At 74.8% G+C, this 13,880-nt stretch carries 15 protein-coding genes; 6 read left to right on the top strand and 9 right to left on the bottom strand.

The window, feature by feature from the left end; translation table 11 throughout:
- Window positions 1–77: 77 nt before the first annotated feature.
- The 5 genes from manA to O2W20_RS05240 form a co-directional block, all read right to left on the bottom strand.
- Window positions 78–1,325: a mannose-6-phosphate isomerase, class I gene (gene manA, locus O2W20_RS05260; RefSeq protein WP_269170679.1), complete on the bottom strand. Its 1,248-nt coding sequence runs from the start codon at window positions 1,323–1,325 to the stop codon at window positions 78–80.
- A 4-nt stretch (window positions 1,326–1,329) separates the two neighbouring features.
- The gene (locus O2W20_RS05255; RefSeq protein ID WP_269170678.1) at window positions 1,330–2,472 is read right to left on the bottom strand and encodes an SIS domain-containing protein; all 1,143 of its coding nucleotides are present in this window, start codon (window positions 2,470–2,472) and stop codon (window positions 1,330–1,332) included.
- Window positions 2,469–2,675, bottom strand: a complete 207-nt coding sequence (locus O2W20_RS05250) for a Trm112 family protein (protein WP_269170677.1) — start codon at window positions 2,673–2,675, stop codon at window positions 2,469–2,471. Before O2W20_RS05250 ends, O2W20_RS05255 begins: the two co-directional genes overlap by 4 nt.
- Window positions 2,672–4,051 carry a phosphomannomutase/phosphoglucomutase gene (locus O2W20_RS05245; RefSeq protein ID WP_269170676.1) on the bottom strand — a complete coding sequence of 460 codons (1,380 nt, stop codon included), beginning with the start codon at window positions 4,049–4,051 and terminating at the stop codon, window positions 2,672–2,674. Before O2W20_RS05245 ends, O2W20_RS05250 begins: the two co-directional genes overlap by 4 nt.
- Window positions 4,052–4,143: 92 nt before the next feature.
- Window positions 4,144–4,494, bottom strand: coding sequence for a DUF3499 domain-containing protein (locus tag O2W20_RS05240; RefSeq protein ID WP_269170675.1), 351 nt, complete (start codon window positions 4,492–4,494; stop codon window positions 4,144–4,146).
- Between the two features lie 187 nt (window positions 4,495–4,681).
- Between O2W20_RS05240 and O2W20_RS05235 the strand changes: the two genes are divergently transcribed.
- Both O2W20_RS05235 and O2W20_RS05230 read left to right on the top strand, forming a co-directional pair.
- Window positions 4,682–5,140, top strand: a complete 459-nt coding sequence (locus O2W20_RS05235) for a metallopeptidase family protein (protein ID WP_269158658.1) — start codon at window positions 4,682–4,684, stop codon at window positions 5,138–5,140.
- Between the two features lie 40 nt (window positions 5,141–5,180).
- Window positions 5,181–6,677: a hypothetical protein gene (locus O2W20_RS05230; protein ID WP_269170674.1), complete on the top strand. Its 1,497-nt coding sequence runs from the start codon at window positions 5,181–5,183 to the stop codon at window positions 6,675–6,677.
- On the opposite strand, the gene O2W20_RS05225 is transcribed toward O2W20_RS05230, so the two are convergent.
- Entirely contained in the window at window positions 6,652–7,515 is an 864-nt protein-coding gene (locus tag O2W20_RS05225) for a hypothetical protein (RefSeq protein WP_269170673.1), read from the bottom strand. The genes O2W20_RS05230 and O2W20_RS05225 overlap by 26 nt on opposite strands.
- Before the next feature lie 138 nt (window positions 7,516–7,653).
- Window positions 7,654–7,983: a WhiB family transcriptional regulator gene (locus tag O2W20_RS05220; protein WP_442928933.1), complete on the bottom strand. Its 330-nt coding sequence runs from the start codon at window positions 7,981–7,983 to the stop codon at window positions 7,654–7,656.
- Window positions 7,984–8,301: 318 nt separating this feature from the next.
- Between O2W20_RS05220 and cofD the strand changes: the two genes are divergently transcribed.
- Genes cofD through O2W20_RS05205 form a run of 3 tightly spaced genes read left to right on the top strand, consistent with a single transcriptional unit; the run spans window position 8,302 to window position 10,973 of the window.
- Window positions 8,302–9,261 carry a 2-phospho-L-lactate transferase gene (cofD, locus tag O2W20_RS05215; RefSeq protein WP_269170671.1) on the top strand — a complete coding sequence of 320 codons (960 nt, stop codon included), beginning with the start codon at window positions 8,302–8,304 and terminating at the stop codon, window positions 9,259–9,261.
- On the top strand, window positions 9,258–10,322 hold the full coding sequence (locus tag O2W20_RS05210; RefSeq protein WP_269170670.1) for a coenzyme F420-0:L-glutamate ligase: 1,065 nt from the start codon (window positions 9,258–9,260) through the stop codon (window positions 10,320–10,322). The genes cofD and O2W20_RS05210 overlap by 4 nt, the downstream gene beginning before the upstream one ends.
- Window positions 10,323–10,370: 48 nt before the next feature.
- On the top strand, window positions 10,371–10,973 hold the full coding sequence (locus O2W20_RS05205) for a dTDP-4-dehydrorhamnose 3,5-epimerase family protein (protein WP_269170669.1): 603 nt from the start codon (window positions 10,371–10,373) through the stop codon (window positions 10,971–10,973).
- 37 nt (window positions 10,974–11,010) lie between these two features.
- Here O2W20_RS05205 and rfbD read toward each other — a convergent pair whose 3' ends face one another.
- A complete protein-coding gene (gene rfbD, locus O2W20_RS05200) occupies window positions 11,011–11,907 on the bottom strand; it encodes a dTDP-4-dehydrorhamnose reductase (RefSeq protein WP_269170668.1) in 897 nt (298 codons plus the stop codon).
- A complete protein-coding gene (gene rfbB / locus O2W20_RS05195) occupies window positions 11,904–12,899 on the bottom strand; it encodes a dTDP-glucose 4,6-dehydratase (RefSeq protein WP_269170667.1) in 996 nt (331 codons plus the stop codon). The genes rfbD and rfbB overlap by 4 nt, the downstream gene beginning before the upstream one ends.
- Window positions 12,900–13,010: 111 nt before the next feature.
- On the opposite strand from rfbB, the gene rfbA reads away from it, so the two are divergent.
- Window positions 13,011–13,874, top strand: a complete 864-nt coding sequence (gene rfbA, locus O2W20_RS05190; RefSeq protein ID WP_269170666.1) for a glucose-1-phosphate thymidylyltransferase RfbA — start codon at window positions 13,011–13,013, stop codon at window positions 13,872–13,874.
- Window positions 13,875–13,880 lie beyond the last annotated feature (6 nt).

The following is a 13,880-nucleotide window of genomic DNA, read 5'->3' as shown; positions in this document are numbered from 1 at the left end:
GCCGAGGCTTCGGCGGGGCTCGTGCCACGGTCGAGCCTACCCGCCGGCGTGCTCCACCCGGCGGCCCCGCGGTCCCGTCAGGGCTGCGCGGTGGTGGCGCGGTAGAGCACCGCGGGCCCGCGGGCGGAGACCGCCTGCCCGGCCGGCACGAACGCCGACTGTCCCTGCCGCAGGGTCAGGTCGCCGTCCGCGCCGGTGAGCACCGCGACGCCTTCCGCGCAGAAGACCACCTGCGGCCCGGCTGTGGTCAGCACACCGGGGTCGACGTCGACCTGGCACCGGGTGAGGTCGAAGTCGTCGACGGGCACGGGATACCGCAGGCCACCGCGGCCGAGCACCGGGTGGATGACCGGCACCTTGCCGTCGGTGAAGTCCAGGACCTCGATCAGCGCCGCCAGGTCGACGTGCTTGCTCGTCAGCCCGCCGCGCAGCACGTTGTCCGAGCTGGCCATCACCTCGACACCGGCACCGCTGAGGTAGGCGTGCAGGTTGCCGGCGGGCAGGAAGACCGCCTCACCCGGCGCCAGCGTGAGGTGGTTGCACAGGAGCGAGATGACCACGCCCGGGTCACCCGGGTACGCCTCGGCGAGGTTCTCCGCCCAGCGGTACGTGTTGATGAACTCGGGGTCGTGCTTGGCGACGAAGCTCGCCGCCTTGTCCGCCACCGCGCTGACCAGCGACTCGCGGCGCCGCTCGGACAGTGCGAGCAGCTGGGGGATCGCCGTCCGCAGGCCCCCGTGGGCGAGTGCGGCGACGGTGGGCAGCAGCTCGGTCAGCTGGAGCTTGGCCAGGCAGTGCAGCGACTCCACGAGCGGGCGGAAGCCGCAGAGCGCCTCGACCGGCGTGATCGCCAGCAGGATCTCCGGCTTGTGGAACGGGTCCTTGAAGGTCCGCGTCGGGTCGTCGAGCGGGACGCCCGCGGCCTCCTCCGCCGCGAACCCGACCTCTGCCTGAGCGGTGGTCGGGTGCGCCTGGAGGGACAGCGGCTCGTCTGCCGCGAGGACCTTCATCAGGAAGGGGAGCCGGTCACCGAAGCGGTGCCGGGCCTCTGCACCCAGCATCGTCTCCGGGTCCATGGCGATCGCCTTGTCCAGCGGTCGACCGTCGGAGAGCACGCTCGGCTCCCCCGGGTGCGCGCCCATCCACAGTTCCGCGTGCGGCTGGTCAGCCGGTGAGGGCTGTCCGAGCAGCTCGGGGATGACCGTGCGGGATCCCCAGGGGTAATGGCGCACGGCGTTCGTCATCTGCCACATCGCGCCGGACGATACCTCCGGCCCAGCGGCGTCCACGGCCGAACCGCCGACCACGTCCACCGAGTCGTGCACCCGCTCAGGTGTGGAACGCCCGCTCGTGGTCCAGCGCCAGCGCCAGGTAGACGGCGCTGAAGTCGGCGACGGAGAGCTGCCGGGCCAGCCTGGCCAGCCGGGGGTGCCGTTCCGGCTCGGCCTGCTCGGCGAGCGCACTGACCGGGACGTTGTGCGCCGCCGCGGTGCGCAGCACCTCCTGCATCGCCTCCCCGGCCGACCGTGGGTCTCGTTCCCCGGCGTCGTGCTCGCCGGCGTCCGCGTCGCGGATGGTGATCAGCCGCAGCCGTCGGCCGGCGTCGTCGGTCCGGTCGCGGAAGAAGTCGTCCTGCCCACCCTCGGGCGCCAGCAGGCCGCCGAGGACGGTGCACGCGGCGACCCGCTGGTCGGGCAGCCGGAAGCCGGTCACCGGCAGCCCGGCCAGGGTGGCCAGCTGATCGGCGACCCGGCCGGCCGCGGCCCCGGCCAGCGGGCCCTCGGCGGCGATGACCGGCAGCGCGTCCAGCAGCTCGAGCGCCAGGGTCTTCGCCGGGTTCACGAACGACTCCCGGGCCGGTCCGCACTCCGCCGCCACCTCGTCCAGCGCCGCGGCCACCAGCTCGGTGTCGGCGGCGTCCTCCGCGACGAGTCCCAGGTCGGCAGCCAGCAGCAGCATGGGGGTGAGCAGCGACCACAGCGCGGTGTGCTGCACCCGGGAGGCCGGCAGCGGCACGTAGGGCGCCCGGGCGCTGGCGCACGCGCCGTGCAGCGGGGCGCCCTCGGCGCCGATGCCGACCAGCACGACGCCGCGGCGGGCGGCCTCGTAGGCCGGGGTGACGGCGTACCGGCCGGCGCCGGTCCGGGTGGCCACCACGGCGATGTCCGAGGGGCCCATCCAGACCGGGAGGTCCGGCCCCGGGACGACGTCCACGGTCACCGGGCTGGCCGGGCCGAGCAGCGCCCGCAGCACCGCCGCGGCGACCGCCCCCTCGCGCCGCCCGACGATCACGAGCCCACGCGGGCGGCCACCCGAGGTCGCCCGCTGCAGCCCGGCCTCCTGCGTCAGCTGCGTCGTCTCCCGGACCTGGGCCCCGGCACCCGCGACCGCCGGCAACAGCCCCCGGGGGTCACGGGCACGCAGCAGCTCGAGGTCGTCGAGGACCTCCTCGGCGAGCTCGGGGGAGGTCATGAGCTCCGCTGCCGAGCCTCGTCGAGCAGCAGCACCGGGATGCCGTCGCGCACCGGGTAAGCACGCGAGCAGGTCGGGCAGACCAGCTCGCTCGCCCCGACGTCGACGGTGAGCGGCGTGTGGTGCGTGTCCGGGCAGGCGAGGATCGCGAGCAGCTCGGGGTCGATGCCCAGCGTCCCGCCGCCGGTGGCCGGGCCGCTCATGCGCGGACCACCTCGAGCACCTCGTCGCGCACCTGCGCCATGCGTGCTGCGTCGGGGGCCTCGACGTTCAACCGGAGCAGGGGCTCGGTGTTGCTGGCCCGCAGGTTGAACCACGCGCCGTCGGGCAGGGAGACCGTCAGGCCGTCGAGCTCGTCGAAGGTCACCCCGTCGTGGTCGCCGTAGGTCTCGCGGACGGCGGCCACCCGGCCGGCCTGGTCGGCGACCGTGGAGTTGATCTCGCCCGAGGCCACGTAGCGCTCGTACGCGGCGGTCAGCTCCGACAACGGGCGGGACTGCTCGCCGAGCGCGGCCAGCACGTGCATCGCGGCGAGCATGCCGGTGTCGGCCCGCCAGAAGTCGCGGAAGTAGTAGTGCGCGGAGTGCTCACCGCCGAACACGGCGTCGGTGCGGGCCATCTCCGCCTTGATGAAGGAGTGACCCACCCGGGTCCGCACCGGGTTGCCCCCGTGTTCACGGACGATCTCCGGCACCGCCCGGGAGGTGATCAGGTTGTGGATGATCGTCGTCCCGGTCCCCTTGGCGAGCTCGCGGACGGCGACCAGTCCGGTGATCGCCGAGGGGCTCACCGGCTCGCCGCGCTCGTCGATGATGAAGCAGCGGTCGGCGTCCCCGTCGAAAGCCAGGCCGATGTCGGCGCCATGCTCGCGGACGCCCGCCTGCAGGTCGACCAGGTTCGCCGGGTCCAGCGGGTTCGCCTCGTGGTTGGGGAAGGACCCGTCGAGCTCGAAGTACATCGGCACGATCTCCAGCGGCAGCCCGGAGAGGACCACGGGGACGGTGTGCCCGCCCATCCCGTTGCCGGCGTCGACGACGACCTTCAGTGGCCTGATGCCGGAGAGGTCGACCAGGCCCCGCAGGTAGGTGGCGTACTCCACGGCGACGTCCCGACCACTCACCGTGCCCGGGCGGCCCGGGTCGCGGTCGAACACGGTCGCACCGTCCAGCAGCTGCTCGGCCCACTCCCGGATCTGGACCAGCCCGGACTCCTGGCCGATCGGCGCGGCCCCGGACCGGCACAGCTTGATGCCGTTGTACTGGGCCGGGTTGTGGCTGGCGGTGAACATCGCGCCCGGCATCTCCAGCGAGCCGGCCGCGAAGTAGAGCATGTCGGTGGAGCCCAGGCCGGCCTCGACGACGTCGAGCCCGCGGGACAGCACGCCCTCGGCGAAGGCCCGGGACAGCGGGATCGAGGAGTCGCGCATGTCGTGGGCGGTGACGACCGAGGTCGCCCCCGTCTCCTGGTGCACGAACTCGGCGAAGGCGGTCCCGATGGCGCGGGCGACGGTCTCGTCCCACTGGTCGGGGACGACTCCGCGCACGTCGTAGGCCTTGATGATCGATGTCAGGTCCGGCAACGCAGCTCATCCTCGCAGTCGGTGACCGCGGCCCGAGTGACCGCCGGCGGGTCGACCCTAACGGCGCGGTGGGCGCCGGGCGCCCCAGCGTCTCAGGGGAGGTTGGGGAGGATGCGCAGATGGCCGCGACGGGTGCCGCTGCCGTCGTCGGCCGGGTCGCGCGGCGGCTCCGGACGGGCCGCCTCTCGCACTGCGTCGGCCAGCGCCAGCAGGTCGTCACCGGTCGGGCCGAGGTCGTCGGCGTCGATCTCGTGCCGGACGACCTCCCAGCCCCGGGGCACCGTGAGCCGCTCGGCGTGGAACTCGCACAGGTCGTAGCTGTGCGGCTCGGAGTAGGTCGCCAACGGGCCGACGACGGCCGTGGACTCCGCGTACACGTAGGTCAGGGTGGCCGCCGCCGGTTGCGCGCAGCCGCTGCGCGAACAGCGACGTGACTGCCTCACCACCGGTTCCTCACGCCGGGCACACTATCCGCAGCCGACGCCGTCTGGGGAGGAGGCACACCGGATCACGCACGTCCACCCCCTCCTCCCCGTCCTGGCCCACCCGCCTCAGCCGTCCCCCCGCCCGGCGTCCCCGGCTGGTCGCCGGCACCGCTGCGGTCCGCTGAGGCCGTAGGCTCCTGCCGCGATGGACCGCCTCCCTTCCCGCGCCCGGCGCGACCGCCATGGCCGCGGCCTGCGCGGTCGTCTCGTGCCACCGACGGTGCCGCTGTCCCGCAGCCGCGCCGAGCAGTTCGACGACCTGGTCCTGGACGCGGTCGAGGACCTGGAGCGTCGCTGGGAACGTGAGCTGGCCGGCGTCGAGTTCGCCGTCGAGGACGTGCCCTGGGTGGACCACACCAGCCCCGACGACGTGGTGCTGGACGCCGACGTGCTGGAGGACGGCAGCGTCCCGCTGGCTCGCGTGCTGCCCGCGCACCGGGAGGGCGGGCACGAGCACCCGGCCCGGATCGTGGTCTACCGCCGTCCGCTGGAGATCCGCGCTGCCGACCGCGACGACCTCGCCGACCTGGTGCGGGACGTCGTCGTCGACCAGGTGGCGGTGCTGCTGGGACGGGACCCCGAGGAGATCGACCCCGCCGGTTGAACGGGCCGCGGCCGACCCCTTTGCCATGCTGGGCGCCGAGATGAGCGCAGCTGACCAGAGCCGGCCCGGCCGGCACGGTGCCCGGCGGGCCGTCGTGACCGGGGTCGTCGCCGGCCTCGTCGTCCTCACCGTCGGCCTGGTGCTGCTGGCCCTCCAGCCCCGGACGACGACGGCCACCGCGACCCTGACCGTGACCCCCCGCACCGAGGCCGGCGCCGGTTCGGCAGTGCTGCTGGCCGACCGGTACACCGCGCTCGCCGGGTCGGCCGAGGTCCTGGCCGCGGCGCAGGCCGACGAGCCGGCGCTGGCCGAGGTGCCGCTGGCCGAGCTCGAGGAGGCCACCGCTGCCGAGCACGCTCCCGGCACGGCCACCGTCGCGGTCCGGGTGACGCTGCCCGACCGGGACACCGCGGTGGCCGCGGCCGGCGCCGTGGTCGACCGGCTCGTCGAGCGGGGCACCGACGAGGAGCTCGTGGACGTCGAGCCGGGCCGGGAGGCCTCGGCGGCCGGCGTCACCGGCTCGCCGGCCCCAGCGCGGTGGGTGCTGGTCTCGGTGCTGCTGGCCCTCGCCGCCGGCCTGTGTGCCGCGCTGGCGTCGGCCCTCCTGACCGGGGGGCGGGCTGCTGGACCGGTCGCCCGCGACGCCGGTCACCGGACGACCGACGCCGAGGTGCTCGACGACCTGCCCGGCTTCCTGGAGGCCCCGCCCGGCTCCGCCAGCGCCCGGCCGACGGCAGCGCAGCCACGGACCACCGGCACGGGCGCCACGTCGACCGCGGTCCGGACACCCGGCGGCACGCTGTCGCGCACGGCCCTGTCCGCCACCACTCTCACGGCGGCGTCCCTGCTGGTCCTCGCCGCCGTGGCGGTGGGTACACCCACGAGCCGGTCCGCAGACGTCGGCCTGGACGCCACCGCGGCGGACGGCGCCGCCACCGGGACGACGGCGACCGCACCGACCCCGGCCGGTCCCGCGCCCGCCACGCCGCCCCCGGAGAGCGGGTCACCCGACGCCGCGGCCCAGCCCGAGGCGGGCGCCCTGGCGCTCTCCTCCGTCCCGCTGGGCACCGACGGCGTCGCGGCGACGGCGACCTTCGGCGGGGTGGTGCTGGAGGAGCGGGCCGTGGGGCTGACCGTCACCTACCCCAGCGTCAGCCTCACCACCGACGGCCGACGCGCCCTGGCGCACGTCCGGCTGCCCACGTACAACTGCCTGACCGACGAGCCCCCTGCCGACCCGGTGGCCGCCGGCTGTGCCCGGGGCATCACCGAGTACGCCGACCTGGCCGGCCCGGAGCTCCAGGTCGCCCGTGACGGCGACCGCATCGAGCTGACCGGCCTCTTCCCCACCTACACGCGCCCGAACGGCAGCGCCCCCAGCTACACCGGCCGGGCCTACCGGCTGGCCGCCTCGATCGCGCCCGACGGCCCGCGCCAGGAGGGCATGGCCCCGGCGACCGGCGTCGTCCGGATCGGGCTGGACAGCGCGGCCACCGCACCCGACCGCGGGGTCAGCCGGCTGCAGCACCCCGGCTGAGCGCCCCCCGGCGGCCCAGCTGGGCGAGGCCGGCGACGGCCGTGAGCGTGCCCGCCGGGGCACCGAGCTCGCGGCGGAGCCCGCCGACGTCACTCGTCCCCCACCACGGCCAGCGCTCCTCCCCGGCGGCGCCCCGGTCGAGCAGGGTGAGCAGCAGGGCCCTCGGCCCGTCGTCCGCCGGGACGACGGCGACCTCCAGCTCGCCGGTCGCGGCGTGCAGCCGGGCCGCGGCGCGCACGAAGTCCCGCTGCGCGGCGGGGAGCTGCGCCAGCACGGCCGGCAGCCAGCGCTCGACCTCGACCGGGTCCCGACTGCGGACGACATCGGCGACGGTGTCCAGCTCGTCGACCAGGCGCCGGCTGCGCGCGGTGGCCAACTGGGCGTCCGGCAGCCCGGCAGCGAGGTGCCGCACCGTCGGGTCGCCGAGCGGGAGCCCGGTCAGCCGGAGGGTCCACGGGCCCCGGACCCGGTCCAGCAGGTCGATCACCCCGGCGGCGAGCCGCGCGGCGACCTCGTCGTCCCGGGCCGGCAGCCGGGACTGAGGTCGTCCCGGGGGCAGCGGGCCGGGCTCGGCACCCAGCAGGGTGACCACGGTGCCGACGCCGCGACGCCGGAAGGACAGCAGGGCCGCCCCGACGGGACGGCTGTCCGCGTCCTCCCCGACCAGCACGGCCCGGGGGCGGACCCGGCCGAACGGGTGGCCGGCCTGCACGTTCAGCGCGGCGGTGAGCCATGGCGGGCGGGCGGGGAGCGGGGCGGCGACCCCGGTCAGGAGGGGTGCGGCGGCGCGGACCTCACGGACGACGGCGGTGCGGCCGTCGGCGACCCGGGTGTGCACGGGCCCAGTCGACCACACGGGCGAGGGCCGGTGGGCCAGGGCTGCGGAGCAGTCGGGTGGCGCACTCGGTGACGAGCGACGTCGGCGCGTCGTTGCGCCGACCGAGCGGGAGGAGGTGCGGGAGGTACGAGGTCTTCGTCAGCCGGCCTGGCGACGCAGGCGGCGGCGCTCACGCTCGGAGAGCCCGCCCCAGATGCCGAAGCGCTCGTCCATGGTCAGGGCGTACTCCAGGCACTCGGCGCGGACCTCGCAGCCGGTGCAGATCTTCTTCGCCTCCCGGGTGGAGCCGCCCTTCTCCGGGAAGAACGCCTCCGGGTCCGTCTCGGCGCACAGCGCACGCTCCTGCCAGCTCTGCTCCTCGGCGTCCACGCCCGGGAGCCCGGCGTCGAAGACGTCCGCCCTCCCCAGCGCGTCCCGCCCGGAGGAGGCCGGGGTGGGGCCTGCTGCAGAGCTCTCGTGCTCGGTCAACCACGACACCTCGGCCATCACGTTGCGTCCCCTCTCGCTGCGTCCCGGCGCGTGCTGCTGGGCGGGTCCCAGTCGCCAGCACCTGATGACGACATCGGAATTACACGCGTGTCGTTGAGTCGAGGTCAAGTCGGGCCGGTGTAACGCAGCACCACATCTGTCCCACAGGTGACAACTCGTCCTGGAGCGGTCACAGCCCACCCCGACACGCCGTGCTCTTCCACACCATCTGCCATCGAGACCGGGCGGTTTCGTGCAGATCGTCTGGCGCGGACCCGGGTCCGCCGTGGAGTTCTGCCGATCAGGCACGATGGTCGGGTGCACATCGTCGTACTCGCCGGCGGCGTCGGCGGCGCCCGCTTCCTCCGCGGCGTCCTCGCGGCGGCTCCCGACGCCGAGGTGACCGCCGTGGTCAACACCGGCGACGACGTGACCCTGCACGGGCTGCGGATCTGCCCCGACCTGGACACCGTCATGTACACGCTGGGTGACGGGATCGACGAGGACCGTGGCTGGGGCCGCCGGGACGAGAGCTGGACGGTCAAGGACGAACTGGCCGCCTACGGTGCGGAACCGACCTGGTTCGGCCTCGGCGACCGGGACATCGCGACCCACCTGGTCCGCACCCGCATGCTCGACGCCGGCTACCCGCTCTCCGACGTCACGGCCGCCCTCGCGCAGCGCTGGCAGCCGGGGGTGCGGCTGCTGCCGATGAGCGACCAGCGGGTCGAGACGCACGTCGTGGTCGACGACCCCGACACCGGCCGCCCGCGCGCCATCCACTTCCAGGAGTGGTGGATCCGGCACCGGGCCGCCCTGGCCGCCAGCGGCTTCGTCCAGGTCGGGGTGGACGACGCCCGCCCCGGCCCCGGCGTCGTCGAGGCCATCAGCACCGCCGACGCGGTGGTCTTCGCGCCGTCCAACCCGGTCGTCTCGATCGGCACCGTGCTGGGGGTGCCCGGGATCCGCGACGCGGTCCGCGCCGCCACCGGCCGGGTGGTCGGCATCTCCCCCATCGTCGACGGCGCCGCGCTGCGCGGCATGGCCGACCGCTGCCTGCCCGTGGTCGGCGTCGAGGTCAGCGCGGAGGGCGTCGGCCGGCACTACGGCGCCCGGTCCACCGGCGGCCTGCTGGACGCCTGGCTGGTGCACACCGGTGACCAGGCCACCGTGCCCGGCGTCGACGTGCGCGCCGTCCCGTTGCTGATGAGCTCACCGGAGGCGACGCGGGCGCTGGCCCAGGCCGCGCTGGACGCAGCCGGAGCAGGACACCGGTGACCGCACCACCGGCGGGCATCTCGGTGCTGCCGGTGGCCGGGCTGCCCGAGTTCTCCCCCGGCGACGACCTCGCCGGCGCCGTCGCCGCCGCAGCCCCCTGGTTGAGCGACGACGACGTCCTGGTGGTGACCTCGAAGGTCGTGTCCAAGGTCGAGGGCAACCTGGTGTCGGTCCCCCCGGGCACCGATCGTGAGTCCGCCCGCCAGCAGGCCATCACCGCCGAGACGGTGCGGGTGGTCGCCCGCCGCGGGCCGCTGTCGATCGTCGAGACGCGGCACGGCTGGGTGGTGGCCGCCGCCGGCATCGACGCCTCCAACGTCGCCTCCGACACCCTGGTCCTGTTGCCCGAGGACGCCGACGCCTCGGCCCGACGGCTGCGCGACCGGCTGCACGAGCTGCTCGGGGTGACCGTGGCGGTCGTGGTCAGCGACACCTTCGGTCGGCCCTGGCGGGACGGCGTCACCGACGTGGCGATCGGGGCGGCGGGGCTGCCCGCACTGGTCGACCACCGCGGCGCCGTCGACACGCACGGCAACCGGCTGGAGACCACCCAGGTGGCGGTGGTCGACGAGCTGGCCGCCGCCGGTGACCTGGTCAAGGGCAAGCTCGGCGGCCTCCCGGTGGCGGTGGTGCGCGGCCTGCGGTTCCGGCCACCGGCACCGGACCAGGGCACCCGTCCGCTGGTCCGGCTCGGCGCCGGCGACCTGTTCCCCACCGGCACCCGGGACCTGGTCGGCAGCCGCACCAGCGCCCCCTCGATCGCCCACCGGGACGGCGCCCTGCTCGCGGTCACGGAGGCCTTCCGGACCGCCGTGGCGGCGCTGCCGGAGTTCCCCGTGGTCTTCCGGTACGGCAGCGAGGAGGGGGACGACGGCGACGTCGTCGACGTCCACCTGGCCGACCCGATCACCCCGGTCACCTCGCTGGCCCTCGGCGCGGTCGTCGGTGCGGCGCTGGTCCAGCTGCAGGCCGAGGGCTGGGCGACCCGGTGGGAGCCGGCCGCGACCTTCGGCGGTGCGTCGCTGGCCGGCCGGCTGTGGCTGGGGCGCACCCCCACCTGAGGGGGAGACCCGGTGCACGCCTCCGACGGCGGTCGTTAGCGTCGACCCGTGCAGATCCGTGAACTCGCCGTCCTCGATGCCTACGCGCTGGACCTGGTCCCGCACGGCGACGCCCGCGGCCGGTTCACCGAGTGGTTCCGCGCCGACGTGCTCGCCGAGGCGATCGGCCCGGGCTTCCGGATCGCCCAGGCCAACCACAGCGTCTCCGCCCGCGGCGCGCTGCGGGGCGTGCACTTCGCCTCGGTGCCCCCCGGCCAGGCGAAGTACGTCTACTGCCCGGCCGGCACGGTGCTCGACGTGGTGGTCGACCTGCGGGTCGGGTCGCCCACCTTCGGCGTGCACGACACGGTGCTGCTGGACGGCGAGCAGCCGCGCGCGGTCTACCTGGCCGAGGGGCTGGGACACGCGTTCGTCTCCCTCGCCGATGCCAGCTCGGTCACCTACCTGGTGTCTACCGGTTACTCCCCCGGCCGGGAGTTCGGCGTACACCCGATGGACCCCGAGCTGGACCTGCCCTGGCCGGCCGACGTCGAGTTCGAGCTGTCGGCCAAGGACCTCGCCGCGCCCACCCTCGCCGCAGCCCGTGATCAGGGTCTGCTGCCGACCATGGCCCAGTGCCGGGCGCGGTACGCGGAGGTGCGTGCCAGCTGACCCCTCGGGGCGGGGGCGAGGCTCCGGCCGCCTCGCGTCAGCTGTGGAGGGCGCCGAGCCGGTCGACGCAGGCGCGCACGGACGCCGCCCAGGGCGGCAACGGCGTCAGGCCGGCCGCCACCCAGGCGGCGGGGTCCAGCACGCTGTAGGCAGGGCGCACCGCCCGGCTGGGGAACGCGTCGGTCGTGGTGGGCTGCACCCGCCCCGGATCCGCGCCGGCGAGCTCGAAGACGAGCCGGGCGAGCCCGAACCAGGTCGTCGCGCCGCCGTTCGTGGCGTGCAGCAGACCGCGGGCCGGCGCCAGCGCCACCTCGACCAGCCCGCGGGCCAGGTCGGCCGACCATGTCGGGCTGCCGGTCTGGTCGTCGACGACGGACACGGTGTCCCGCTCGTGCTCGAGCCGGAGCATGGTGCGCACGAAGTTGCTGCCGTGCGCGGCGTGCACCCAGGAGGTCCGGACGACGACGGCGTCGTCGTCCACCGCCGCGATCGCCTGCTCCCCGGCCAGCTTCGTCCGGCCGTAGGCTGTGCGCGGTGCGGGCTCGTCGTCGACCCGGTACGGCATGCTGGCCGTGCCGGCGAAGACGTAGTCGGTGGAGACGTGCACCAGCCGGCCGCGCCCGGCCAGCTCCTCGGCCAGCCAGCCCGGGGCGGCTCCGTTGACCAGCAGCGCGGTCGCCTCGTCGTCCTCGGCCGCGTCCACCGCCGTGTAGGCCGCCGCGTTGACCACCACCGGCCGCGCACCGGCCGTCCGGGCCCGGTCCAGCCACCCGCGGACCCGCGCGCGCACTTGCGCCTCGTCGGTGAGGTCGAGCCCGGCCCGGCCGAGCGCGGTCACGGTGTCGTCCGGACGGTCCGCCGCCAGCACGGCCTGCAGGTCGGTGCCGAGCTGTCCGCCCGCGCCGGTGACCAGCCAGGAGGTCGGGGCGGTCACGAGCGGGCGGTCGCCGCGGCGGCCTTGAGCGGCTCCCACCAGGCGCGGTTGTCCCGGTACCACTGGACGGTCAGCGCGAGACCGTCCTCGAAGCTCATGCGCGGGGCGTAGCCGAGCGCAGCGGTCTTGGAGTGGTCGACGGAGTAGCGCAGGTCGTGACCGCCGCCGCGCGGGTCGACGATGTTCTCCACGTGGCTCCAGTCGCGGCCGGTGGCCGCCAGCAGCTGCTCGGTGAGCTCCTTGTTGGACAACTCCCGCCCACCGCCGATGTTGTAGAACTCCCCCGGCCGGCCCTTCTCCAGCACCAGCTGGATCCCCCGGCAGTGGTCGTCGACGAACAGCCAGTCGCGCACGTTGGCGCCCTCCCCGTAGAGCGGCACCGTCAGCCCGTCCAGCAGGTTGGTGACGAACAGCGGGATGACCTTCTCCGGGAAGTGGTACGGCCCGTAGTTGTTGCTGCACCGGGTGATCGAGACGTCCAGCCCGTAGGTCTTCGCGTAGGCCCGAGCGATCAGGTCGCTGCCCGCCTTCGCCGCCGAGTAGGGCGAGTTGGGCTCGAGCAGGTGGTCCTCGGTCCACGATCCGGAGTCGATCGAGCCGTAGACCTCGTCGGTGGAGACGTGCACGACCCGGCGGACGCCGTGCCGGAGCGCGGCGTCGAACACCTGCTGGGCGCCCAGCACGTTGGTCAGCACGAAGCCGGCGGCACCGGTGATCGAGCGGTCGACGTGGGACTCCGCGGCGAAGTGGACCACCATGTCGTGCCCGGGCAGGGCGGCGTCCAGGTCGGCGGCGACGCAGATGTCGCCTTGTACGAAGCGGTAGCGCGGGCTGTCGGAGACCGGGGCGAGGTTGGCCAGGTTGCCGGCGTAGGTGAGCTTGTCGAAGACGGTGACCTCGGCGTCCACGAAGCCCGGGTACCCGCCGGAGAGCATGGTGCGCACGTAGTGCGAACCGATGAAGCCGGCACCGCCGGTGACGAAGACGCGCATGCCCGAGACGCTAGGCGACGCCGGCGGACGGTGGAGCGTGCCACGGCTCACCTCATCCACCGGGGTGAGCGGCACTCCCGCTCCACGGCGCCCGGCACCTAAGGTCGCCGGGTGCGCGGGATCATCCTCGCCGGGGGAACCGGCAGCCGACTGTGGCCCATCACCCTCGGCGTGAGCAAGCAGCTCATGCCGGTCTACGACAAGCCGATGATCTACTACCCGCTGTCCACGCTGATGATGGCCGGGATCCGCGAGGTCCTGGTCATCACCACCCCGGAGGACCGCGACTCCTTCGCCCGGTTGCTGGGTGACGGCAGCAGGCTGGGCATGCGGATCGAGTACGCGGTGCAGCCCCGGCCGGAGGGGCTCGCGCAGGCGTTCCTCATCGGCGCGGACTTCCTCGACGGCCAGGCGGCCGCCCTGGTGCTGGGCGACAACATCTTCTACGGCGCCGGTCTGGGCACCGCCCTGTCCCGGTTGCCCGAGCCCGACGGCGGGCACGTCTTCGCGTACCACGTCGCCGAGCCGGCGGCCTACGGCGTCGTGGAGTTCGACGACGCCGGCCGGGTGCTCTCCATCGAGGAGAAGCCGGCGGTGCCGAAGAGCTCCTACGCCGTCCCGGGGCTGTACTTCTTCGGCCCGGACGTCGTCGAGGTCGCCCGTGGCATCACCCCCAGTGCACGGGGCGAGCTGGAGATCACCGCCGTCAACGAGCACTACCTGCGGCAGGGCCGGCTCACCGTCACCGTGCTGGACCGTGGGACCGCCTGGCTGGACACCGGCACCTTCGCCTCGCTGCGCCAGGCCACCGAGTTCGTCTCGGTGGTCGAGGAGCGGCAGGGACTGAAGATCGGCTGCATCGAGGAGGTCGCCTGGCGCAACGGCTGGCTGGACGATGCGGGGCTCCGCGCCGCGGCCGAGCCGCTGGCCAAGAGCGGCTACGGCGCCTACCTGCTGGGCCTGCTCGGCGGCTGACCCGCG

It is taken from the genome of Modestobacter sp. VKM Ac-2982 (genome assembly GCF_026967935.1).
In the GTDB taxonomy this organism is placed as follows: Bacteria; Actinomycetota; Actinomycetes; order Mycobacteriales; family Geodermatophilaceae; genus Modestobacter.
Note: the sequence above shows the minus strand (reverse complement) of the source record. Positions and strands in the feature narration are given on the sequence as shown.